At 61.6% G+C, this 22720-nt stretch carries 22 protein-coding genes, 1 tRNA gene and 1 pseudogene; 16 read left to right on the top strand and 8 right to left on the bottom strand.

The window, feature by feature from the left end; translation table 11 throughout:
• Positions 1–22: 22 nt before the first annotated feature.
• From GDR53_RS04620 to GDR53_RS19915, 3 genes and pseudogenes are all read left to right on the top strand, one after another.
• Entirely contained in the window at positions 23–766 is a 744-nt protein-coding gene (locus GDR53_RS04620) for an SDR family NAD(P)-dependent oxidoreductase (RefSeq protein WP_193336921.1), read from the top strand.
• 20 nt (positions 767–786) lie between these two features.
• The gene (locus GDR53_RS04615; RefSeq protein WP_193336920.1) at positions 787–1113 is read left to right on the top strand and encodes a nuclear transport factor 2 family protein; all 327 of its coding nucleotides are present in this window, start codon (positions 787–789) and stop codon (positions 1111–1113) included.
• A 325-nt stretch (positions 1114–1438) separates the two neighbouring features.
• Positions 1439–1648 (top strand): annotated as a pseudogene (locus GDR53_RS19915) (hypothetical protein); the annotation flags it as partial.
• A gap of 290 nt (positions 1649–1938) precedes the next feature.
• Here the strand turns inward: GDR53_RS19915 and GDR53_RS04605 are convergent.
• The gene (locus GDR53_RS04605; RefSeq protein ID WP_193336918.1) at positions 1939–2394 is read right to left on the bottom strand and encodes a DUF305 domain-containing protein; all 456 of its coding nucleotides are present in this window, start codon (positions 2392–2394) and stop codon (positions 1939–1941) included.
• Between the two features lie 134 nt (positions 2395–2528).
• On the opposite strand from GDR53_RS04605, the gene GDR53_RS04600 reads away from it, so the two are divergent.
• The 3 genes from GDR53_RS04600 to GDR53_RS04590 all read left to right on the top strand — a co-directional run bounded on the left by GDR53_RS04600 (position 2529) and on the right by GDR53_RS04590 (position 5382).
• Entirely contained in the window at positions 2529–3707 is a 1179-nt protein-coding gene (locus tag GDR53_RS04600; protein ID WP_232846730.1) for a hypothetical protein, read from the top strand.
• Between the two features lie 49 nt (positions 3708–3756).
• The gene (locus GDR53_RS04595) at positions 3757–4221 is read left to right on the top strand and encodes an Rrf2 family transcriptional regulator (RefSeq protein ID WP_193336917.1); all 465 of its coding nucleotides are present in this window, start codon (positions 3757–3759) and stop codon (positions 4219–4221) included.
• Between the two features lie 369 nt (positions 4222–4590).
• The gene (locus tag GDR53_RS04590; protein ID WP_193336916.1) at positions 4591–5382 is read left to right on the top strand and encodes a phytanoyl-CoA dioxygenase family protein; all 792 of its coding nucleotides are present in this window, start codon (positions 4591–4593) and stop codon (positions 5380–5382) included.
• 149 nt (positions 5383–5531) lie between these two features.
• On the opposite strand, the gene GDR53_RS04585 is transcribed toward GDR53_RS04590, so the two are convergent.
• From GDR53_RS04585 to GDR53_RS04560, 6 genes are all read right to left on the bottom strand, one after another.
• The gene (locus tag GDR53_RS04585) at positions 5532–6611 is read right to left on the bottom strand and encodes an ABC transporter ATP-binding protein (protein ID WP_193336914.1); all 1080 of its coding nucleotides are present in this window, start codon (positions 6609–6611) and stop codon (positions 5532–5534) included.
• A 21-nt stretch (positions 6612–6632) separates the two neighbouring features.
• Positions 6633–7625: a glycoside hydrolase family protein gene (locus GDR53_RS04580; RefSeq protein WP_193336912.1), complete on the bottom strand. Its 993-nt coding sequence runs from the start codon at positions 7623–7625 to the stop codon at positions 6633–6635.
• Positions 7626–7650: 25 nt separating this feature from the next.
• A complete protein-coding gene (locus tag GDR53_RS04575) occupies positions 7651–8529 on the bottom strand; it encodes a carbohydrate ABC transporter permease (RefSeq protein WP_193336910.1) in 879 nt (292 codons plus the stop codon).
• 3 nt (positions 8530–8532) lie between these two features.
• Positions 8533–9615: a carbohydrate ABC transporter permease gene (locus GDR53_RS04570; RefSeq protein WP_210321391.1), complete on the bottom strand. Its 1083-nt coding sequence runs from the start codon at positions 9613–9615 to the stop codon at positions 8533–8535.
• Between the two features lie 74 nt (positions 9616–9689).
• On the bottom strand, positions 9690–10958 hold the full coding sequence (locus tag GDR53_RS04565; RefSeq protein ID WP_232846729.1) for a sugar ABC transporter substrate-binding protein: 1269 nt from the start codon (positions 10956–10958) through the stop codon (positions 9690–9692).
• Positions 10955–12031 carry a LacI family DNA-binding transcriptional regulator gene (locus tag GDR53_RS04560; protein WP_193336908.1) on the bottom strand — a complete coding sequence of 359 codons (1077 nt, stop codon included), beginning with the start codon at positions 12029–12031 and terminating at the stop codon, positions 10955–10957. Before GDR53_RS04560 ends, GDR53_RS04565 begins: the two co-directional genes overlap by 4 nt.
• Before the next feature lie 526 nt (positions 12032–12557).
• Here GDR53_RS04560 and GDR53_RS04555 point away from each other — a divergent pair.
• The 4 genes from GDR53_RS04555 to GDR53_RS04540 all read left to right on the top strand — a co-directional run bounded on the left by GDR53_RS04555 (position 12558) and on the right by GDR53_RS04540 (position 17565).
• Positions 12558–13502, top strand: a complete 945-nt coding sequence (locus GDR53_RS04555; RefSeq protein ID WP_193336906.1) for a helix-turn-helix transcriptional regulator — start codon at positions 12558–12560, stop codon at positions 13500–13502.
• Positions 13503–13627: 125 nt separating this feature from the next.
• Positions 13628–14623, top strand: a complete 996-nt coding sequence (locus GDR53_RS04550) for a hypothetical protein (RefSeq protein WP_193336905.1) — start codon at positions 13628–13630, stop codon at positions 14621–14623.
• The gene (locus GDR53_RS04545) at positions 14620–17031 is read left to right on the top strand and encodes a VWA domain-containing protein (RefSeq protein ID WP_193336903.1); all 2412 of its coding nucleotides are present in this window, start codon (positions 14620–14622) and stop codon (positions 17029–17031) included. Before GDR53_RS04550 ends, GDR53_RS04545 begins: the two co-directional genes overlap by 4 nt.
• Before the next feature lie 3 nt (positions 17032–17034).
• A complete protein-coding gene (locus tag GDR53_RS04540; protein ID WP_193336901.1) occupies positions 17035–17565 on the top strand; it encodes a hypothetical protein in 531 nt (176 codons plus the stop codon).
• A 140-nt stretch (positions 17566–17705) separates the two neighbouring features.
• Here the strand turns inward: GDR53_RS04540 and GDR53_RS04535 are convergent.
• Positions 17706–17780, bottom strand: a tRNA-Thr gene (locus GDR53_RS04535).
• Between the two features lie 178 nt (positions 17781–17958).
• Between GDR53_RS04535 and GDR53_RS19845 the strand changes: the two genes are divergently transcribed.
• The 6 genes from GDR53_RS19845 (at position 17959) to infA (ending at position 22705) form a co-directional block, all read left to right on the top strand.
• Positions 17959–18084, top strand: coding sequence for a hypothetical protein (locus GDR53_RS19845; RefSeq protein WP_269802201.1), 126 nt, complete (start codon positions 17959–17961; stop codon positions 18082–18084).
• A 148-nt stretch (positions 18085–18232) separates the two neighbouring features.
• Entirely contained in the window at positions 18233–19525 is a 1293-nt protein-coding gene (gene murA, locus GDR53_RS04530; RefSeq protein ID WP_193336899.1) for a UDP-N-acetylglucosamine 1-carboxyvinyltransferase, read from the top strand.
• A 150-nt stretch (positions 19526–19675) separates the two neighbouring features.
• Positions 19676–20110, top strand: a complete 435-nt coding sequence (locus GDR53_RS04525; protein ID WP_193336897.1) for a DUF2948 family protein — start codon at positions 19676–19678, stop codon at positions 20108–20110.
• Positions 20111–20119: 9 nt separating this feature from the next.
• On the top strand, positions 20120–21412 hold the full coding sequence (gene hisD / locus GDR53_RS04520; protein WP_193336895.1) for a histidinol dehydrogenase: 1293 nt from the start codon (positions 20120–20122) through the stop codon (positions 21410–21412).
• Complete coding sequence (locus GDR53_RS19900; protein WP_193336894.1) at positions 21409–22410, top strand: UPF0262 family protein; 1002 nt, start codon at positions 21409–21411, stop codon at positions 22408–22410. The genes hisD and GDR53_RS19900 overlap by 4 nt, the downstream gene beginning before the upstream one ends.
• 76 nt (positions 22411–22486) lie before the next feature.
• Entirely contained in the window at positions 22487–22705 is a 219-nt protein-coding gene (gene infA, locus GDR53_RS04510; RefSeq protein WP_046138947.1) for a translation initiation factor IF-1, read from the top strand.
• Positions 22706–22720: the final 15 nt, after the last annotated feature.

Here is a 22720-nt window from a genome sequence, read left to right as displayed (position 1 = left end):
CGGACAACCACAGGAGAAGCAGATGGACATCGTTATCATTACAGGGGGCAGTCGCGGTATCGGCGCCAGCGCCGCCAAGGCCTGCGCGCAGGCGGGTATGGGTGTGATCCTGACCTATAACCAGAACCCGGAAGCAGCACGACGTGTCGTCCTGAGCATCGAGGAGACTGGCGGTCAGGCAGTTGCGCTGCAGCTCGACGTGGGGGTAAGCGCCTCCTTTGCGCCCTTCCGCGATGCCGTCGCCAGCACCTTACTGAGCAAGTGGCAGCGCGCCGACTTTGATGCTCTCGTCAACAATGCCGGCTACGGGCTCTACGCGCCAATTCCCGTGGTTACAGAGGAACAATTCGATGGTCTGTTCAACGTGCATCTGAAGGGGCCGTTCTTCCTCACCCAGGCGCTGCTGCCGCTGATGGCCGATGGCGGCCATATTCTCAACATGGCCAGCGCCACCAGTCGCGTCGCCACGGCCGGCGTGGCGCCCTATGCCGCGTTCAAGGGTGGGCTCGAGGTCCTCACCCGCTACATGGCCAAGGAATTCGGTACCCGTCGCATTCGGGCCAATTCGATTGCCCCGGGCGCCATCCGCACCGAGCTGGGTGGCGGCCTCAATGACGAATTCGAGGCCATGCTGGCGGGCCAGACGGCGCTGGGCCGCGTCGGGGAAGCTGACGATGTGGGCAGGGTCGTGGCCAGCCTGCTGTCTGACGCCAATGGCTGGATCAATGCCCAGTCGATCGAAGTCTCAGGCGGCTACCTCATTTGACCCGGAAACAGGAGACCAGCATGCAAGACCTCATCACCCGCCTCATCGCGGCGACCAATGCTTTCGACGTCGAGACGGCCCTGACCCTGTTTGCCACCGACGCCGTCATCGATGACGTGTCCGTTGGCGACACGTTCGCAGGCACGGCCGGCGTCCGCCGCTATCTCGAGCAATTCTTCGTCGGCTACCACACGTCCACCAAAGTCCTCTCCGTCGAAAGGACCGGTGATCACCGTGCCCTGGTGCATGTCGATTTTACCGGCGATTTCGGTCATGAGACCGGCGTGCTCAATTTGTCGACCGACGACAAAGGCCTGATCACGAAAGTAGATGCCGACTTGGATTGAGCGGTTCAGATTGGCAGCTTCCTAGCTTTTTCACCGAAAGCTGCCTGTCTGCAACTCCCCGTTATCGCCATTGCCTGAACTTGAGCGGACCGACTGCTTTTAGGAAGTCAAAGTGGCGAACTGAGCGGATGATTTGAGGCGCTGAGCAGTCTGATTGTCATCGTCGAGATTTGGCGGCATCGCGTAAATCCCCGCAATACGTTTCGGAGGCTCTGAAGCTGCGATTGCGTTCGACGAAAATCACTCAGTGTTATGCTCCTTGAGCCTGCATCGTGGGTCCTGCAGGTTACATACGGCTCGAAGTCTGTCTCCCACGAATTGCTGTGACAGCTTCGAAGAGGGCGATTTCAACAATCGCATCATCATCGCCGACCGCGAGCTGGCCCGCGTCCGCGAATTCATGAACCAGATCGACCAGCGCCAGAAGACGCTGGTGTTCTGCGCCACCCAGGAGCACGCGCTGGTTCGCGACCTGATCAATCAGGTCAAGACCAGCACCAATCCCGACTACTGCCACCGTGTGACCGCCGAAGAACAACACCCTGATTCTCGGGCCAGGCGGATTTGGCTTTGGCGACTACTGGAAGCTGGGTCTGCCGCTTGAAATACTGGTGGTGGGGGTCAGTATCCCGCTGCTGCTGATCGTCTGGCCGCTGTGAGCCACCGACCCACGACCGTACGGGGCGCGTTCCTGTCCGGCAGCAGTCGACCCCATCCCGGCCGTTCAGACCGCCAGAGCGACCACCCGAAAATTGCCGTTCCCGTCAGTCAACCGAGAACGTGGACAAAAACTGGTCCGACGACCAGGTATACTGGCGGCTCGTGTCAGTCCGGAGTCTGCAAGGGCAAGCGGGCCAACCAGGCGTGCATCTGGGAGATTTCGACCTGTTGGTCGGTGATGATCTCTTGGGCAAACATCTTTATCCATGGATCGGTGGCGAATTCTTGAGCCACCTGCGCCATTTCCACCGCACCCTGGTGATGGGGGATCATGCTGCAGATAAAGGCGGTCTGGAATTCGACCGCTGTCATCCCTTTCATCATGTCGGAGTGCATGGGCTCCATGGTCTGGAGCAATGCCGCATGACCCGCGTCCGCCATTGCTGCCATCATGTCGATATGCCCCTGCATCGAAACGGCTCCATGATCAGCGTCTGCACTGCTGCAGACGATGGGCAAGGCTAGCGTTGATATCGCGCTTGCGGGTTGGTCGCGCACCACAAGGGCGCCGGCAAACGCGCCCGCCAACACGACGGCGGTGCCCCATTTGAGTAAATCCATGAAGTGATCCCCTTTTCTGAGAGGACCATGAAGCTACGCGGCGATCAGGGACTTGATCCAAATCAAAGATGCATCTGAAATGCATCTTTATAACTCCATCAACTGCAATCCACGCAGCAGCGATGGAGCTCAACGTGACGATTCTTCCGAAATGCCTCTATGAACGCAATAGAGGGCCGGCGATCTGGCCAAGGCTGGTCCTAGGGTTTTCGACCCTGTCGCTGGCCAGCCTGATGGTGACGATGCCCGCCCAGGCCCATGTGAAATGGTTTGCCCCCTATGTGGTCGGCGCCGCCCCCGCACCGCTCACAGACACTCTTACCAATGGCTGGTTCTGGCTTGGTCTGATCCTGGTGGTGGCCTTTTTCGCCGCGACCGTCCTGGCCGAGCAGGGGCGCGTCGGCGTCAGTGTCACCGGGGCGCTTGACCGCTTCAGCGGCCCGCTCTGGGCGCGGTCCGACGATTTCATGCGCGCCATCATCGGCGGTTTTTTCGTCGCCATTTTCGCTGTCGGCGGCGTTTATCTGACCCCCGATCTGCAGACCCCCAACGAATGGGTGTCCTGGCTGCAATTGCTGATTGCCCTTTTGGTATTTTCCCGCCGCACCATGCCCTTGGCAGCAGCAGGGATCATCGGGCTTTGGGCCATCGCCCTGCGCGACTATGACTTTTTCCATCTGCTCGACTATCTGGCGCTGGGTGTCGGCGTCGCCGGTTTCCTCGTCCTTGCATCCGATCCGACCAGCAGATGGTACAAGCATCGCTTTACCGTCTTGCGCTGGGGTGTGGCCATTGCCCTGATGTGGTCGAGCCTTGAGAAATTTGCCTATGCAGAGTGGTTTTATCCTCTGGTCGACGAGCGCCCCTTCCTGACTTTTGGCATGTCCCGCGACGCCTTTATTCCCATGGCCGGGGTCGCTGAGTTCACCATGGGCTTTGGCCTGCTGTGGACGCCCCTTATCCGTCGCCTGTCCGCCATTGCCCTGCTGATCATTTTCACCACCGCCGTCTATCCCTTTGGGCGCATTGACCTCGTGGGGCACGCTCTGATCATGGGCACCCTGTTTCTGATCGCCGCCGACCCCTCGCCATCTGGTTTCAGACTTCGTGGACTGGTGCCCGCGGTTGGGAGCGTACCCGCCGGCATTGTCGCTGCCATGGTGATCATTGCCGGCAGCTACTGGGGCCTGCATGCCGTGTTCTACGACTATGACGCCGCTCTCTCAGTACCCGCTGCGGATGGGGAACTGCTGACGCATCTGCCCAATGCCGAACATCCGCATGGCAGTCCCGCCGCCGTGGTTCAGCCCTAGCCCATGTGGGCTCCCCGCCAAGGGGAGCCCATCCAGATGGAGCAGCCAAATGCGTCTCACCCAGTTTACCGACTATTCCTTGCGGCTACTGCTGCTGCTGGCCGAGCAGCCAGAGCGGCGCGTCACCATCGCCGAGGCATCGGGGGCTTATGGGATATCGCGTCATCATCTGATGAAGGTGGCCCTCCATCTTGCCAAAGCCGGCTTCATCCGGCCAAGCCGAGGCCGCAACGGTGGGCTCGTGCTGGCAAGGTCAGCAAAGGATATCAGCATTGGGGACGTGCTGCGCGCGACCGAGCCTGACTTTGCCGTGGTCGGCTGCATGCGAGGGGAGCAGTGCACCATCGTCGAACGCTGCCGCCTGCCCAAAGTGCTCGCCGCCGCGACCCAAGCCTTTCTGGACGCATCGGATCGGTATGTTTTGGCTGATCTGGTCGTGCCTCAGGCCGACATGCTGCCCGAGATGGCGGAGGTTCCGTTGCGCCTTAAGTCGACTTTTTCCAGCGACGCGTAATCAAGTGCTGGCCGCATTGGGCAACAAGAACGCAAAACCAGATGATGTTGTAGCTGGCAGCGCTGTTCTTGAATTCTTGCAACTACCCGTCCGCGTTCCACCCCGTCTTCGCCGGGCGGTTACCGATCCCGTTCCGGTCGAAAGATGGCTTCCAACCATTTCGGAAAAGCGGACATCGGTCTCTGGCTTAAGGTCCGATTGCCGAAGTTCTTGCCTGAAAAAATCCAGCTGCTAAACAGGCGCCATGATGATGTTTAGGTCCACATTCTTCCCGCTGATCTGACGACCCAGTGTCGTCGTGGCACCCCCAGGTGCCTTTTGAGATCATAACGGCCTGTCCCGCGTGGAGGCCGTGCGGAGAATTATTGAATGTCGGAAGTTTCTCATTCCGGTCTGAGCCAGGCTCAGATCGCGCACTTCATTGAACATGGATATATCAAACTAGACGGTGCCTTCGGTGGCGACCTTGCCGCACAAGGGCGGGACCAGCTTTGGGGTGCCATGGGGCTTTCCCCAGATGCGCCAGAGACATGGAAACAGCCTGTTGTCCGCTTGGGTTTCATGACAGGCAAGCCTTTCGTCGACGCCGCCAACACCCCGCATTTGCACGCAGCTTACGATGCGTTGGTCGGCCAGGGCCGTTGGTTGCAGCCCAATGGCTTGGGCACTTTTCCGGTGCGCTTTCCGTCGCCAAACGATCCGGCTGATGCCGGATGGCACGTCGATGCCAGCTTCGGTACCGACAACCCCGACTTCATGCAGTGGCGGGTCAACGTGAAAAGCAGTGGCCGCGCCCTGCTCATGCTGTTCCTCTTCTCCGATGTCGGGGACCAGGATGCACCGACCAGAATCAGGAAGGGGTCGCACCGCGCTATCGCCAGGCAGTTGCTGCCCGCCGGAGAGGGTGGCCTCACGCTTGGTGAACTCGCCGCCGATGGCTTCGCCTCGACCGCGGACTGTGAAGAAGTGTCGGCCACCGGCCCTGTCGGAACCGTCTATCTCTGCCATCCCTTCCTTGTGCATTCTGCGCAGCCGCATGGCGGGACAGAGCCGCGTTTCATGGCCCAACCGCCGCTCCTGCCGAAGAGTGAGTTTGACCCGTCGCTACCACCCTCTGCTGTGCAAATAGCCATCCGCAGAGCCATTGGCATGGAGCATTAGACGTCGGAGGCCCGGGGCATAACCGTTCCGGGCTCCCTCCCTGAGTGAAGTCCGCTAACGCGGGATCGCCAGCCCAAAGCAACCCGCCAGCTTTCCACCCCATTCAGCTATCCACTTATCGATAGCAGCTTGGCTGCGTCCCTGCTTCGTCATCGGGGCAGTGCTTCACCCGCGGAATCGAATAGCACCACCTTCTCAACATCCGGGTTGAGATGCAGGGTGTCGCCCACGGCGACCCTGAAGTCCCCACCCAGCCCGACAACGACGGCTTTGCCGGACGCCAGGCGCATGTTGACGATTGTCTCATTGCCCAGATGCTCGACCAAGGTCACGGTTCCGGTGATGGCGCCCTGGTCTGCGGGGAGCAGATGGTGGGCGCGGGTGCCGAGCGTCAGGGGACTGCCGATGTCGAGGCCCGCGGTGGCGACGGGCACTGAGATTGCGCTCAAGTCCGGGCCCGATACGGCTACGGTACCAGAAGCAATCTCGGTGACCTTCACCTCGACAAAGTTCATCTTGGGCGATCCGATGAACCCCGCGACGAAGAGATTTGCCGGGTGGTGATAGAGATCAAGCGGCGAGCCGACCTGCTGCACGACACCGGCATTGAGAACGACGATCTTGTCGGCCAGCGTCATGGCCTCGACCTGATCGTGCGTCACATAGATCATCGTGGCGCCGAGATCCTGATGCAGCTTTGAGATCTCCATGCGCATGTCCATGCGCAGTGACGCATCCAGATTGGACAGCGGTTCGTCGAACAAGAACACTTCGGGCTCGCGCACGATGGCACGTCCGATGGCAACGCGCTGGCGCTGGCCACCCGAAAGTTGGGCCGGCTTGCGATCAAGCAGGTGTTCCATCTGCAGGATCCGCGCGGCTTCGCGGATCTTGGCGTCGCGCTCGGCCTTGGGGGTTTTCTTGATGCGAAGGCCAAAGCCGACATTATCATAGACCGTCATATGCGGATAAAGCGCATAGGACTGGAACACCATGGCGACGCCGCGATCGCGCGGCTGCACGGTGTTGACCACCTGGCCGCCGATGCTCAACTCGCCGCCGGTGATGTCCTCGAGCCCCGCAATCATGCGGAGCAATGTGGATTTGCCACAGCCGGACGGGCCGACGAAGACGACGAATTCGCCGTGTTCGATTTCGAGATTTACGCCCTTGATGACCTCGACTTTGCCATAGGTCTTCTGGAGGTTTTGCAGGCTCAGTCCAGCCATGATGTTGTCTCCGTTTTCCGCTTAGACCTTGGCGCCAGGCGGGAGCTTGTCGAGTTCGGTGTGCAGCAGGCCATCGGCATCGACGCGTACCGGGATCGGGTCCGAAACCTGGCCGATGAACGAGCCATCGGCGGCGTCGTGGAGAAAGCCCATATAAACGAGGCCCTTGTCGGTTTCGACGATCTTCCCGGCATAGCGGCTGCCCTGAGCGCCATCAAAGAACGGGCCGGGTGCGACGTCCCATGGTCCCTGCGGATCATCGGCCATGAGATAATGCGAGCCGCGAACGGGCGTTTCGGGGTTGAACTTCTTGTAGGCTTCGGACCAGTGCGAGCCATCGGTGCAGAACAGCATGTACCACTTGCCGTTGACTTCGAAGACCTGCGGCACTTCCATCTGGCCAAACATGCCGCCCTTATAAACGGGGGGCTGCAGCGTCCAGGTGTTGAGATCGGGCGAAGTGGCAAAGCCGACCGTGCCGCCAGCGTTGGGTTCGACGGTGCCGGGCTGGCGGGCGACCATGTACATGAGCCAGCCATCGCCGTTGGGGTTCTTCATCACCCACGGATCGCGGAAGGCGCGGTCGTGCCAGTGACCGGGGGTGTATTCCTCATAATCGGGACCAGAAATGTCGAGCGCCAGACCATTGCCGACGCGGGTCCAGTTGTGGCCATCAGTGGAGGTGGCGTGGCCGATGCGCTGCTTCATGCCCTCTTCGGCGTGCTCGGTGCCGGTGTAAAACAGGTGCCACAGGCCCGTATCATCGCGCAGGGTCGAGCCGGTCCAGGTGGTCCAGTCGTCCCAGGCGGTGGGTGCGGCCGGCGCAAAGGTAGTGCCGAGATGGGTCCAGTTGATCAGGTCTTTGGAGACCGCGTGGCCCTGGGTGACATTGCGGTGGCGCATATCGGGATGGGCGAGGGTGTTGTCGGCCTGGAGAAAATAGATGTGGTAGTCATCGCCATCGCGATAGGTCCAGAAGTCCCAAATCCATTTGTCTTTAAGTGCGAGAACCAAAGTCTTGTCTTTCTAAATAACGACGTCAGCCCTTGATGCCGGTCGAGGCGATCGAGGTGATGAAGGCACGCTGGAGGAAAAGGTAGAAGGCGAGGACCGGCAGGGTGATCATGGAGAGGTAAGCCATGACTTCGCCCCAGGCGGTGTTGAGCTGGAAGAAGTATTGAAGACCGACCATGACCGGCCGGAACTGCTCGGATTGGGTGACCATCAGCGGCCAGAGGTACTGGTTGTACATGGCCAGGAACTTGAGGATCGCGGCGGTTGCGAATACCGGGCCGGCGATCGGCACGATGACCATGGAATAGACCTGGAACCAGCTTGCGCCATCCAGCCGTGCCGCCTCGATAAGCTCCTTGGGCAAGTCGCGAAAGAACTGCACGAAGAGGAAGACGGTCAGCGCATCGGCAAGGAAGGGCACGATCTGGACGTGATAGGTGTTGAGCCAGCCCCAGGTAACGCCGCTGCCGCCGATCCAGGGCAGGGAATTGACCACCATAAGCATCGGCACGGCAATGGTTTCGAAGGGCACGATCAACGTCGCGATGATGATCGAGAGCACGATTTCCTTGCCGCGGAACTCGAGGAAGACGAAGGCAAAGGCGGCCATAGAGCAGAGAAACAGCGAGCCGATCACAGTCAGCGTCGTGACAAAGATCGAGTTGAAGACGAACAGCCCCACCGGCGCACGGCGGAACGCGGCGAAGTAATTATCCAGTGAAATGTCGCCGATCGGAAGGAAGGCGCGGATGGAGGACGTGTCGCGCAGCAATTGCAGGTCGGGCTTGAACGAACTCACCACCATGAAGACGATGGGGAAGACGAAAATCAGGGCGACAAGGATCAGCAGCAGATATTTGAGGCTGATCTTGAGGCGTTGATTGGGCGAGGTGACAGCAGCCATGTGTTAGCGTTCCCTGGTGACGTAGCGCTGGACCAGCGAGATGGTGAGCACCATGAGGAACAGCAGGACCGAGATGGCGGAGCCACCGGCGATATTTTGTTGCTCATAACCGCGCTGCACCGCCTGGAAGACCAGTGTCTGGGTTGAATCGAGCGGCCCGCCATTGGTCATGACGTCGATCTGCGAAAAGAGCGCAAAAGCCTGCATGGTGATGACCACAAGGATCAGCACAGCGGTGTTGCGCAGGCCCGGCCATGTAACGAAGCGGAACTTCTGCCAACTCGAGGCGCCTTCGATATCGGCGGCTTCATAGAGGGTGAGCGGAATGTTCTGCAGACCTGCCAGCCAGATGACCATATGGAAACCGACCGCCTGCCAGATCGACATGACGATGATGGCCCACATGGCCGTATCGGGATTGCCGAGCCAATCGACCGGCTGGAATTGGCCGAAGGAGAGGAACTGCAGGAGGTTGTTGAGGAGCCCGCTGCGCCCGTCATAGATAAAGCGCCAGAGCAGGGACACAACGACGATGGAGACGACGACCGGCATGAAATAGACGGTGCGGAAAACGTTGATGCCGAGCAGTTTCTGGTTGATCATCAATGCTAGGAGGAGCGCGATCAGCGACTGCAGCGGCGCGACGACGGCAACGAAGAAGAGCGTATTGGTCAGCGCCTTCATAAACACGAGGTCGCGGGCGAGCACCAGAACCTTGGAATTGCCCCAGTCCCAGCCGAACCATTCGCGCATGCCGTTGAGGTGCTGGAAATCGGGATTGTTGCGGGTGAATTCGCGCACCCGCGGGTAGCTCAGCTCGCCGTCATCGGCGACGACAAGACTACCGTCTGCGGCCGTTTCGGGTTCGAGCACCAGGGCGCCGACGCCCAGCAATTGCTCGAAATTGGATGTGCCGACGAACTGGGTCGGATTGGGCGAAATCAGCCGCTGATTGGTAAAGGAAAACCAGAAGGCCAGGAGAAACGGCACGATCAGGAAAAGGGTAATCAGCAGCAGGGCTGGGCCACTCATCAGCCATCCGGCGAGCGTATTGGACTGCAGCGATTTGGATCGGTTGGGGCGCATGTGCGACTGCCTTGAAGACGTGCCAGGAGGCCGGCCCAGAACAATCCGGGCCGACCATGCTCGGGAGGGACGGGTTACGGCGCGACGGCGTAGTTGTTGTTGCGCGCGATATCGGCGTTGATTGCGTCGGTCGCCGCGTCGAGAGCATCGACGACGTCGGCGCCATTGGCGATGTCAGACAGCGCCTTGCGGAATTCGAGCGCCTCGAACACATAGCCCGGGGTCACCGGACGCAGCATGGCTTGCTGTTCGGAGAGGGCGTAGAAGGCCTCGAGCGCGCCGCCGGCAGCATAGTTCTTCGTCAGGGCCGCCGCTTCTGCGGTTGCCGGGATCAGGCCGATGCCGTCGGAGAATGCAGCGAGATATTTTGGCTGCAGGGCGAATTCGATGAAGGCGCTGGCGCCATCGGGGTGTGCGGAGGTTGCCGCAACGCCGAACTGCCAGGATGCGCCGCCGATCTTGGGGCCATTGCCGAAATCAGGCGCCGGCAGGAAGACGACATCGTCGTCAAGGGCTGCGAGCGTGTTCACGGCAACCCAGTTGCCGTTCCACTGCAGGGCATAGTCGCCATCAATGAAGCCGGTTTCGTGATCAGCCATGTCCTGGCTGGTACCGGGCACATAATTGTTGGTGAAAAGGCTCTGCCACCATTCGCCGAATTCGACGGCCGCATCGCCATTGAGGGCGCCTTCAGCGGTTTCATACGTGGTGCGATCGACGAGATCGCCGCCAAAGCTCCACAGGAAGGGCGCGAAGGCATAGGGGTACCATTCGCCCTGGTCGGCCATGCCAAGGTTGAGCGGATATTCGAATTCGCCCGAGGCTTTGAGGGTTTCAAGGATGCCGTCGAACTCTTCGCGCGTCCATGGCTCTTCAAGCGTCGGCATGCGGATGTCGAACTTTTCGAGGGTCGACTTGCGGGCATACATGGCAACCGCAGCGTCCCAGAGCCCCACCGAATAGACCTGGTCATTATAGGTGCCGATCGCGCCGGGCAGGAAGCCATCGAGCGCGCCTTCGGACAGCTGGAGCGGCTGCATGTAGCCAGCCCAGGCCCAGTTGGGCATCACGGGACCATCGACGTCGATGATATCGGGCAGATTGCCGGCAACGGCTGCGGCAACGACAGAGTCGTTGTAGGCGGCCTGCGGGAATTCCTGCAGTGAGACTTTCCACTCGGTCTGCGAGCCGTTGAAGTCGGTGATGATGCCGTTGATCAGATCGCGCTCAACTGTGCTGCCGGCGCCATGGTACCACATGGTCAGGTCGGTCTGGGCAAAGGCGGCGCCGCCAAAGGCGGTGCTGAAGGCCAGCGTTGCGGCCAGAATGCTTAGGGATTTCACGTCTCGTTCCTCCTGGTAGATAGGTGTGTAATGTTGGTTTCCCGCGGCTGGACGCTGTCGCGCCAGGCGACGGGTCCGGAAACCAGTTCATGCGCCGGTTCGTCCGGGCGTTGCGTGCCGGTGATGAGGCGCAGAAGTTTGTCGGCTGCCCGCGCGCCCATGGCCGCATAGGGCAATTGAGCGCTGGTGAGGCCGGGATGCAGGTGTTCGGCAATCATGCGGTAGTCGTCGTAGCCGGCGACGGATATTTCGCGCGGAATGGCCATGCCCCGTTCGCGCAGCAGGCCATAGACGCGCATCGCCATCTTGTCGTTGGCGCAGCAGATAACCGTGGGTTCAGCGCGCAGAACGCGATCGAGCGCATCCCACAGCAGGTCGAATTCGTGGGTGGCGCTGGCTAGGGCCCCAACCTGGATCAGCCGGTCATCGCTATCGATGCCGTTTGCGGCATGGGCGCGGCGATAGCCGGCAACGCGCAGGGGGCAGGCAGCATAGGTTGGGGGCAGCGTGAGGTAGGCGATGCGCGTGTGGCCACGGCGGATCAAACCATCGACCAGCGCGAACTGGGCGCCTTCGTCATCAGGCAGGACGCAGGGCGTGCCCTCGGTATCGAAACAATTGGCTAGGACGATACGGCCATCGCGCAGGGTTTCAGGCAGGCTGACTTCCTGATGGTATTCGGCCACATAGAGCACGCCCTCGACGCGGTGCTCGCGGAAAGTCTGAAAGAGCGCGGGAATGCGATCGGCGCGGCCGCCGCTATCGGCAATCAGCAGCGTGCGATTGCTCTGCGCGAAAACGCGCTGGGCGCCTTGCACGAGGTAAATTTCCGGCAGGCCGGCATCTTCGAACTCCAGGGTGGAACTGATGGCGCCGGTGATCATGCCAATCAGGCCGGAGCGCTGCGACCGCATGGTGCGAGCGGCGCTTGACGGCGCATAGTTGAGCGACACCATGGCCGCTTCGACGGCGATGCGCGTTTTTTCATTGACGGGGGCATCCCCGTTCATGACGCGGCTGACCGTCTTGGGCGACACCCCGGCAGCTCTTGCGACGTCGTAAATTGTAGCCACGAAATCCTCCCTGGGCCGGACCTTTCCACACGCCGCGCCTCCCGCGTTTGTGTGTTCAGATCCGCCACGATGTCTCCCCGGCGCTAATGACACCGATGTCATGACATCGGTGTCATTTATGCATTAGCGGGTTTCTTAGTCAATCCGGTTGTGGCTGGGTGACCGTTTGTGAATATTGGCGCGGTTCCGGCACAGTTGGCTGGTTCCGACCCCATTTCCGACGTTCAGACCTTTGGAGGGTTTTGCTGAAAGCTGCCGTTCGCCGGTTCACCGCGGCATCGGCGTTGCGCCGACTTATATCGCGGGTGTATTGCAGCGCTCCTTTTGCCCAAGCAGCCGCCGCCAAACAACGAGACCTACGGTCAATAGGCAACAAATCTTGCGCCCATTCAAACACCAATCCATCGCGACCGCTGCGCTTCAGGCGCCTTAGAATGCGCTCGCCTTGCGAAATTCGCGCCGTCGCGTAAAACTGTGGAATACCTAAGTGCTAGGAGGCGCGGTGCCGCTATATTCTGTGTCCGCTATGGATTTTGAACCGCAGCACCGGGTGCCGGCGTTCCAAGATGCTGCTGCGTCGATTTGCCGACTGCTGATTTTGCCCGACGACCCACAGAATTTTACCTCCACCACCGCGATAGCCGTGCTGCCCAATGCCGTCATTGCCTCGACTGTGCATGCACAATGCACCACGGAGCGCAGCCGGGCGCTCGCGGCGGAAGAACCAGACAATATTCTGATCCACGCCCCGATGGTGGCGGGGTTTCAGATCAGTCAGCGTGGCGGCACGGATCAGGAATGCGGCATGGGCTCGGTCTATATCGACCCCAATGAGGTGCCGGGGATTGCCCATTTCAATGATCCGAGCACCCATGTGTTCTATGTCTCGATCCCGCGCAGCGCCTTGATCGGCGTGGGCGCCGGTTTGGACGCGGCGCTGCGGACGACGCAAAGAAATTCGCCGTATTGGCAGCTGCTTCTGGGGTACGCAAAGACGCTGCATGGGTGTCAGGCCGAACTCAGTGCGGAAGCGGCCCGCACGTGTACCGGCCATTTGCATGATCTGGCCCGGATGGCTTTGGCCGATGGGCAATTAATCGAGGAAACCGGGCCCGAGCGGGGGGTGCGTGCCGCTTGGCTGCATCGGCTCAAGAGCGATATCGAAGCGCAATTGACCGCGCCCGATCTGTCACTGGACCGGATATCTGCGCGCCAGGGGATCAGCGCGCGCTATGCCCGCGCCCTGTTTGCCGGCGAGCAGACGACGTTCCGCGACTATGTTAAACGGCGTCGCCTGAGCCTGGCGCACGATATGCTGTCTGACCCGCGCCAGCACCACCGATCGATCAGCGACATTGCCATGGCGACAGGGTTTGGCGATCTGTCCTGGTTCAATGCCTGCTACCGCCAGCAATATGGCATGACGCCATCGGCAACGCGGGCGGGCAGTCTCGGTGCCGACGGGCAATAGTGCCGCCCACCCCTGACCTCAGTGCCGTCCAGCCCAAGAAGTGATCGGCAAACACCCATAGTTTGTCCGGCACACGCGTCCAGCATGGACGGGGTGCCGGGCTTGTAGATTGATGGGGTTAGAATATGTGGGATTTCAGCGTGACGCGGGGCATGGGCCTGATGATCAGGACGGCGCCGTTCGTCCTGTTTCGGGCAGCCGTCTATTTTGCCATCGCTGCGGCCTATGTGATCGCCACCGGGACCGGCGCGGGCATCGGCTATGGGGTGGGTGGCCTTGGCGATGCTGACTTTCAGGCAGGCTCGGTGATCTGGGGCGGCGGGCTTGGCTTCGCCCTGACGGCGGGCGTGCTGTATTTCCTGCGCGAATACATTTTGTACACCGTCAAGGCCGGGCATATCGCAGTGATGGTGGAATTGCTCGATGGGCGGTCGCTGCCCGAGGGCATGGGACAGATCGCCTATGCAAAATCGGTGGTCACCCAACGCTTTGGCCAGACCTCGGTGCTGTTCGGCATCGACCAATTGGTCAAGGGCGTGATCAATGCGGTCACCGGTCTGCTGGAGGGGCTGTTCACCATCCTGCCCATTCCTGGCCTTGATCGCCTGATGGCCATATTGCGCGCCTATCTCAAGTTGGCGGTCGGGCTGATCGATGAAGTTATCCTCGCCCACGCCATCCGAACCCGCTCGGATAATCCGTTTGCCAGCGCCCAGGAGGCGCTGGTGCTCTATGGTCAGAATGCCAAGCCCATGCTGATCAATGCAGCCTGGCTCACCCTGTTCGTCTATGGGCTGTCGCTGCTGGTGTTTTTGCTCATGCTCGCGCCAGCCATTGCATTGGTCTATTTGATCCCCGGCGCGTGGTCGGCAGGTGGCGTGGTGTTTGCGCTGCTGTTTGCCTGGGCGATCAAGGCGGCATTGATCGAGCCTTTCGCCATTGCCTGCCTGCTGCAGGCCTTTTTTAAGGTCACTGATGGCCAGCAACCGAGCCCGGAATGGGAACACCGCATCAGTGGCGCTTCAAAGAAATTCCAGGAATTGGGGAGCCGCGCGGCCAGGTGGGCGGGGATCAAGACGGCGCCTGCATCAGGCATGACCGGTACGGGAGCCCAGGCATGAACCGCTTATTGAGAACACTGGCTCTGGGTCTGTTCGCACTATTGTCCTTGTCCGGCGCCGCTCTGGCCGAAGGACGCATGATTATCGTCATGGACGGTTCGGGTTCCATGTGGGGCCAGATCGATGGCCGCGCCAAGCTCGAGATTGCTCGCGACACTGTCGCTGATGTGCTGAGTGGCCTGTCGGAGGATCGTGAACTGGGCCTATTGGCCTATGGACACCGCCAGAAGGGCAATTGCGATGACATCGAGCTGATCGTCCCGCCCGAAAAGAACAGTTCGGCTGCCGTTCTCAAGGCCGTGCAATCAATGCGGTTTCTCGGCAAGACGCCGCTGACTCAGGCCGTTCGGCAGGCCGCAGAAGCGCTGCGCTATACCGAAGAAGAGGCGACCGTGGTTCTGGTAACCGATGGGCTGGAAACCTGTGAGGCTGACCCCTGTGCGCTCGGTAACGAACTGGAGCAGCTTGGCCTGAAATTCACGACCCATGTCGTTGGCTTTGGCCTGACCAAGGAAGAAGGCGCCGCCGTAGCCTGCCTGGCCGAGAACACAGGCGGGCGCTATATCCGGGCGTCCAGCGCCAACGACCTCACCGACGCACTCAATGCCACGGTGAACGCGTCGACGCAGCTCGAACCAGAGACAACCGCCTTGCCAACCGCTGGACTGTCGGCACCCGACGAAGCGCCGATCGGCACTGAGGTTGAAGTCGGCTGGTCAGTTTCAGAAACGGCGGACCTCGATACGATCGAAGTCGGTGCCGCCGGCGATAGTGACCACACAGCCTATGTCTATGCCAAATCGGGAAATCCGGCGACGATCCAGATGCCCGGAACGCCCGGCGCCTATGAGTTGCGCTATGTCAGCCAGGACCAAACCATTGTCGCCCGTAGGCCCATTTCGGTCACCGAGGCCCCGGTCTCGCTGTCTGCGCCCGAGCAGGCCATCGTCGGCCAATTGGTGCCGGTGAAATGGGTCGGGCCTGATGCCACATATGACAATGTGCGCATCCGCCTTCCCGGCTCTGACAGCTATATTTCCTATGACTATGTCTCGGGCAATAACCCGGTCACGCTCACCATGCCCGATGAACCGGGCACCTATGAGCTGGCCTATATGCTCAATGACAGCGAGACTATCGGGACACGTTCGATCAGCGTCGTGCCCAAAGGCACTGCGGTGGCGCCTCTTCCAGCCAGCCTTTCAGCGCCCGACCAGACCGAAGCTGACAGTGATGTGCAGGTGGGGTGGTCAGGTCCCGGTGCCGGTGGCGACTATATCTTGCTGCGCGTCCCCGGCGACGACAGCTATATCAGCAATGCCTATGTGCGTGACAACAACCCGGTGACCCTGCCGACGCCGTCCGAACCGGGTGCATACGAGCTGGCCTATCGCTTTGCCGATGAGCGCGAGCTGGTGGTGCGGCCGATCACTGTCGTCAATGAGGTCTCCCTGGATGAAGGGATCCCCATGTACGACGTCACCTTCGATGTGCCGCCAGAGTTTGCCGGTACGGCCGTCGAGTGGTCGGCGGTGCCGCAACCGGGTCAGCCCATAGCACCGGAGGCCTGGGCCATGAACGAGAGCAGCACCGGCCGTGTGTCGGTGCGGTTTGAGCAAGGGGTCTATGACGTGGAGGGCATTGCGCAAGGCATGGTCTTTGCCGCCACGGTGACCGTATACCCCGGCGCCAAGAACAGCTTCATCATTGGCCCCAAGGGGGACGGCAGTTACGACAAGCAAAACGAACCCTTTGAAAGCGAGGGCATGGGCGAGGACACCGGCTATTTCTGCGAACAGGCCGTTCCCTGCGCCCATCAGGATGTCGAAACGGGCCTGTCCTTCCTGCTGCCGGCAGGCTGGTACACCGACTTCCCGCTGTTCTACGAGACAGCGGGCGGGGTACAATCGGAGCTCCCCTCGGTAACGTTCTTCGGTCCGGCGAATGGTGACGAGATTCCCACAATCGTCCTCAATCCCCATCAGTGGGTCGCTTCGAACGGCCCGTGTGTCGACGCCTCGATGGGAAAGCTCTGCCGTTTCGAGAGCCAAAGCACCGAAACACTCTCGGCGTTCGAAATCATTCGGGCAACGCTTGCCTTCAGCAAGCCCGAGGGCAAGGCGGAACTCGTGCCAAACACCGATAGCCCGCTGCGGGCAGGCTCCGCCGAGGAGATGGTCGGCGAGATGATGAAGAAGATGGCGGGCGAAGATCCGGGCAAGCAGCAGGCACTCGACATGATGGGTGCGTTGCTGGGCGTCGGCAAGTCGGCGGGTGCGGACGCTCAAAAGCCTGTCTTCGCATCGGCGGAAACATTGAAACGCTTCAACGGGACCGCGATCGACCTCGGCGGGCTGGCGGCATCCGATATCAGGACGCTGCTCGTGCCACAGACCATGGCGGATTAGACCATGCGCGCCCTGCTTGCCTTGATTTTTTGTTGCCTCGCCATGCCTGTCCTGGCTTCGGAAAAACTTGTTGTCGCCACTTGTGGCGAAAAGGGATGTGTGTGCGCCTTGTCGTCGGTAACGGTCGATGAGGCCATAGTCGTTCTGGGCATTGACCCGCCGACGGGAACCGGTGAGGTCAAGCTCGTCGAGTACAACGGCCAGATGATGTGGTCACGCCTGCCGCTCCGGGAAATCAATATTGTGGCCGGAGGCAATGACGAATGCCCACTGCGGCTGTTTCCCGAAGAGGAGATGGTTCCGCTCGACGGTGCCTGGGTCGGGACAGCCACGCCGATCTCCAGTCAGGGCTGCCCACCCCGACTGGACGCGTTGCTCGCGCCGTTGCTGAAGGGCGTCGGCATTCTGCGCCAGATCGCCTGGGGTGGTTCATTCAATCCGGACAAAATGCGCGACCAGTCCAGCGAGCAGGCAGTGCGCTGGTCAATGGTCACGCCGCGCTCGTTCAAAGGCGAAGTGGCAAATACCCGCTGACGAAGCAGGTAAACCCCCGTGATCGGATGCTTCGTTGGGCGGGGCATTGTTAAAACCATCTGTTTACCTACGCTGCGTACCATGTCGGCAGCGAAAGTGTCAGCAATTCCAGATAGTTCTGGGTATTCAATGGGAAAGACTGGTGCTGCCGGACAGGATTGAACTGTCGGCCTCCCCCTTACCAAGGGGGTGCTCTACCACTGAGCTACGGCAGCAATTGTGACGCGGCTGGTATGCTCGGCGTGACGGAGGCTCTACTGCCATAGGGTCCGGCTCGACGCAAGGCAAAAAAACGCCTATCACCGCCTTCCACCAAACCCGAATCCCGCGCCCCAGTTCGAAATCCCTTCGCCGATGAGCAAAACGCAAGAAGCCGACGCCCGTGAGCAAAGATTGGCCGCAAAGCTCCGCGAGAACCTCAAGCGCCGCAAGGGTCAGGTCAAGGCGCGTTCCGATTCCGAACGCCAGGCGCCCGATCCCCAGCCGGCAGACGAAACGGTGCCGGTGAAGAAACCGTAAACCATTTTCGGACGACTATCCTGCCCGGCGTGCTATGCACGCCAAAATATCGAGTTCGGCGAGTCTGGCTTACGTGGCATCTAGGACTTGGCCTACCTCCATTCCCAGGTAGCTAGGGCACCAGCCCGCCATATAGGACGACAAGACTATGGATCGCATCCGTTTGATCGGTGGCAATGAACTCAATGGCGAGATCGCCATTTCCGGCGCCAAGAACGCCGCCTTGCCGCTGATGATTGCCTCGCTTCTGACCGACGAGCCGCTGATCCTGCAGAACGTGCCCCGTCTGGCCGACGTCAAGCAGCTCGAGCGCATTCTCGAAAACCACGGCGTCGACATTGCCGTGCATGGCCGCCGCCGCGGCGAGGACGACATGGTCGGCCAGCGTATGACCTTTCATGCCGCCGACATCGTCGATACCACCGCCCCCTATGACCTGGTCTCCAAGATGCGCGCCAGCTTCTGGGTCATCGGGCCGCTGCTGGCCCGCTGCCACGAGGCCCGCGTCTCGCTGCCCGGCGGCTGCGCTATCGGCACCCGTCCGGTCGACCTCTTCCTTTTCGGCCTCAAGGCGCTCGGCGCCGAGATCGATATCGACGAGGGCTATGTCGTGGCCAAGGCCCCCCAGGGCGGCCTTGTCGGCACCACCATCACCTTTCCCAAGGTCTCGGTCGGCGCCACCCATACCATCCTTATGGCCGCTACCCTGGCCCGTGGCACCACCGTCATCGAAAATGCCGCCATGGAACCGGAGATCACCAATGTCGCCGAGTGCCTCGTCGCCATGGGCGCCAGGATCACCGGCATCGGCACCCGCACCCTCACCATCGATGGCGTCGGGCGCCTGCATGGCGCCACGGTGGATGTCATTCCCGACCGCATCGAAACCGGCACCTTCGCCATTGCCACGGCCATGACCGGCGGCAATGTGCTGCTGCGCGGCGCCCGGCCCGAGCACCTGCAGGCGGCCCTCGATATCCTGGCCCGCACCGGCGCCCAGCTGACCGTCGAGCCCGAGGGCCTGCGCGTACAGCGCCATGATGGCCCCATCCTGCCCGTCGATGTCGAAACCGATCCCTTTCCCGGCTTCCCCACCGATCTGCAGGCCCAGTTCATGGCGCTGATGACCATGAGCGCGGGCACCAGCCATATCCGCGAGACCATTTTCGAAAACCGCTACATGCATGTCGCCGAGCTGGTCCGCTTCGGCGCCGATATCGCCGTGGACGGCCAGGTGGCCACCATTCGCGGCAAGACCCAGCTCAAGGGGGCCCAGGTCATGGCCACCGATCTGCGCGCTTCGGTGTCGCTGGTCATTGCCGGCCTCGCCGCCAAGGGCGAAACCGTGGTCAACCGCATCTATCATCTCGATCGCGGCTTTGAAGGGCTCGAAGACAAGCTCAGCCGCTGCGGCGCACAGATCGAGCGCGTCGCCGGCTGATCCGGCAGGGCCGGGCGCCACGGCGCCCGGCCCGCCCGCGCCGTTTCCCCAGCGCCTTTTACGCCTGCCGCATTGCCCCGGCGCCGTCAAACTTGTAGATCGGTGGCGGGGTGACCAGATAGGGTCGATCCAACCAAAGGCCGACCCTTGATGACCGACCTGAAGCTGCTTGCGCTCGACACCGAAGATCTCGAAGTCCTTTCCGCCAATGTGCAGGACGCCGTCGTGCGCGTTGCCGACATGGGCTATGCCCGCGGCGATCGCCGCTTTGCCCTGCTGATGAACCGTTTTGACTGGACCTCGGGCCAGGGCCGCCGCGACAAGGGCGTGCGCAAGCGCGCCGCGCTGCATTTTGACGCGGTGCAGTCCGTGGTCACCAGCGGCTATGATCCGGCCGCGCCTGAAGGCGTCCTGGAACTGCTGGCCATCACCTTCAAGCCGATCGACGGGCCGGCCGGCATCATCGAACTCAGCTTTGCCGGCGGCGGTACCGTGCGCCTGGGCGTCGAGTGCCTCGAAGCCCGCCTCAGCGATCTCGGCGCCGCCTGGGCCGCCGCAGCCAAGCCTGCCCACTCTCTCGACTAAGGACTTTTGATGCCCATTCGTCTCGACAGCGCCGACAGTGATTTCGAGCAGCGCTTTGTGCAGCTGCTTGAAGGCAAGCGCGAATCCAGCCGGGACGTCAATGATGCCGTTGCCGCCATCATCGCCGATGTGCGGGCGCGCGGCGACGTCGCCGTGGTCGAGCTGACCAACAGGTTCGATTCGGCCAATGTGGCGCTCGATACCCTGGTCGTCTCGGCAGATGAGATTGCGGCCGCTGCCGCCGGGGTCTCCGACAGGATCCGTGGCGCGCTGCAGACCGCCCATGACCGCATCTGGTCGCACCACGCCAAGCAGAAGCCGGAAGATCACATCTATACCGACCATTTGGGCGTCACCCTGGGCACCCGCTGGACCCCGGTCGATGCCGTCGGCATCTATGTGCCGGGGGGCCTGGCCTCCTATCCCTCATCGGTGCTGATGAATGCCGTGCCCGCCAGGGTCGCTGGCGTCGGGCGCATCGCCATGGTCGTGCCCACCCCCAATGGCCAGATCAACCCGGCCATCCTCCTGGCCGCCCAGATTGCCGGCGTCACCGAGATCTACCGCATTGGCGGCGCCCAGGCCGTGGCCGCCCTGGCCTATGGCACGGCGGCCATTGCCAAGGTCGACAAGGTCGTCGGCCCCGGCAATGCCTATGTCGCCACCGCCAAGCGCCAGGTCTTCGGCCAGGTCGGCATCGACATGATCGCCGGCCCCTCCGAAGTGCTTGTCATTGCCGATGGGTCGGCCAACCCCGCCTGGGTCGCAGCCGATCTCATCGCCCAGGCCGAACACGGGGCAGGGGCCCAGTCCATCCTGGTGACCACCGAAAAGGGCCTGGCCGACGCCGTCGCCGCCGAGGTCGATCGCCAGCTGGCTTTGCTGCCCAAGGAAGAGATTGCCCGCCAGGGCTGGGACGAGTTCGGCGCCATCATCACCGTGAGCTCGCTCGACGAGGCCGCCACCCTGGCCAACCGCATCGCGTCGGAACATGTCGAGCTGGCCATCAACGACCCGCAGGGTTTTTCGGCCTCCATCCGGCATGCCGGCGCCATCTTTTTGGGTCACCATACGCCCGAAGCCATCGGCGACTATGTCGGCGGCTCCAACCATGTTCTGCCCACCGCCCGCTCGGCCCGCTTCGCCTCGGGCCTCGGCGTGCTCGATTTCATGAAGCGCACCTCCATCCTGGGCTGCGATCCGTCATCGCTGTCCGCGCTGTCGGAGGCGGCGGTGATTCTTGCCGAGGTCGAATCACTACATGGCCACGGCCGCTCCATTTCCATAAGGTTGAACCGTTGAGCACAGGGACGCAGCCCGGCCCCAGTCCTGCCAAAACCGGTCCTGCCAAGGCCGATCCGGCCAAAACCGATCGCCTGGTCACCGTCACGCTCGATCCCAATACCATTACCTCGATCAATCCCGACGAGGTCCACGAATGGCGCATCGCCATTTATGACCTGCTCGAGGACAACAGTTTCCGCCCGGCCCGCGTCACCGCCACCGGCCCCTTCGCCCTGCACATGTCCATCGTCGGCAATTCCATCGTGCTTGACGTGCGCAATCCCGATACCTTCAAGCCCATCGCCGCGCACTACCTCTCGCTGACCCCGTTTCGCCGGTTGATCCGCGACTATTTCCGCATCCGCGACGCCTATTACGAGGCCATCCGCGCCGCCCAGCCCTTCCAGATCGAGACCGTCGACATGGCCCGGCGCGGCCTGCATAACGACGCTGCCGAACTGCTGCGCACCCGCCTCGACAACAAGCTGATCATCGATCTCAACACCGCCAGGCGCCTGTTCACGCTGATCTGCGCCGTCCAGCCCTATGCCAGCCGCATCGACGAAAGCACCTCAAAGCTGCCCACCGTGCTGTTCGTCTGCTCGATGAATGCCGTGCGCTCGCCCATCGCCGCGGCCCTGGCCCGCAAGGCCTTTCCCGGTCGGCTGATTGCCCGCTCGGTCGGGGTCACCGGCGGCAAGGTCGATCAGTTCGTCCACCAGGTGATGGAGGAGGTGGGCATTGATATGAGCGTGCACACCCCCCATATCCTGGACGAGCTGGTTGCCAACCATTTCGACCTCGTCATCTGCCTCTCCGACGATGCCGCCGAGGCCGTTGCCCGCAAGGGCCTTGAGGCCGGCGCCGTCGAACGGTGGGAGGTCGCCGACCCCTCTCTGGTCGAGGGCAATCGCGAGGTGGTTCTGGCCGCCTATCGCGCCTTGCGGGACACGCTTTCACAGCGCGTTCGGCAGCGTCTGGAGCCTCTGGTTTCCGGTGGTTCACAAAGCCAATGAATTGAAGTAGGTTCCGCGCACTTTTCGACCCCTGGCGCGCCAATCCGAGCTGCGCGGGGTCTTATCTGGAGACAGTATGGCAAAGGAAGAAGTGCTCGAATTTCCGGGCGTGGTTGTGGAATTGCTTCCCAACGCGACCTTTCGGGTCAAGTTGGAAAACGAACATGAGATCATCGCCCACACGGCCGGCCGCATGCGCAAGAATCGCATCCGTGTCCTGGCCGGTGACAAGGTGTTGTGCGAAATGACGCCCTATGACCTGACCAAGGGCCGCATCACCTACCGCTTCAAGTAGTTTGGCGCGTTCCGC

The organism is Devosia beringensis, assembly GCF_014926585.1.
Lineage (GTDB): Bacteria > Pseudomonadota > Alphaproteobacteria > Rhizobiales > Devosiaceae > Devosia > Devosia beringensis.
This window is presented reverse-complemented; position numbering and strand designations above follow the sequence as displayed.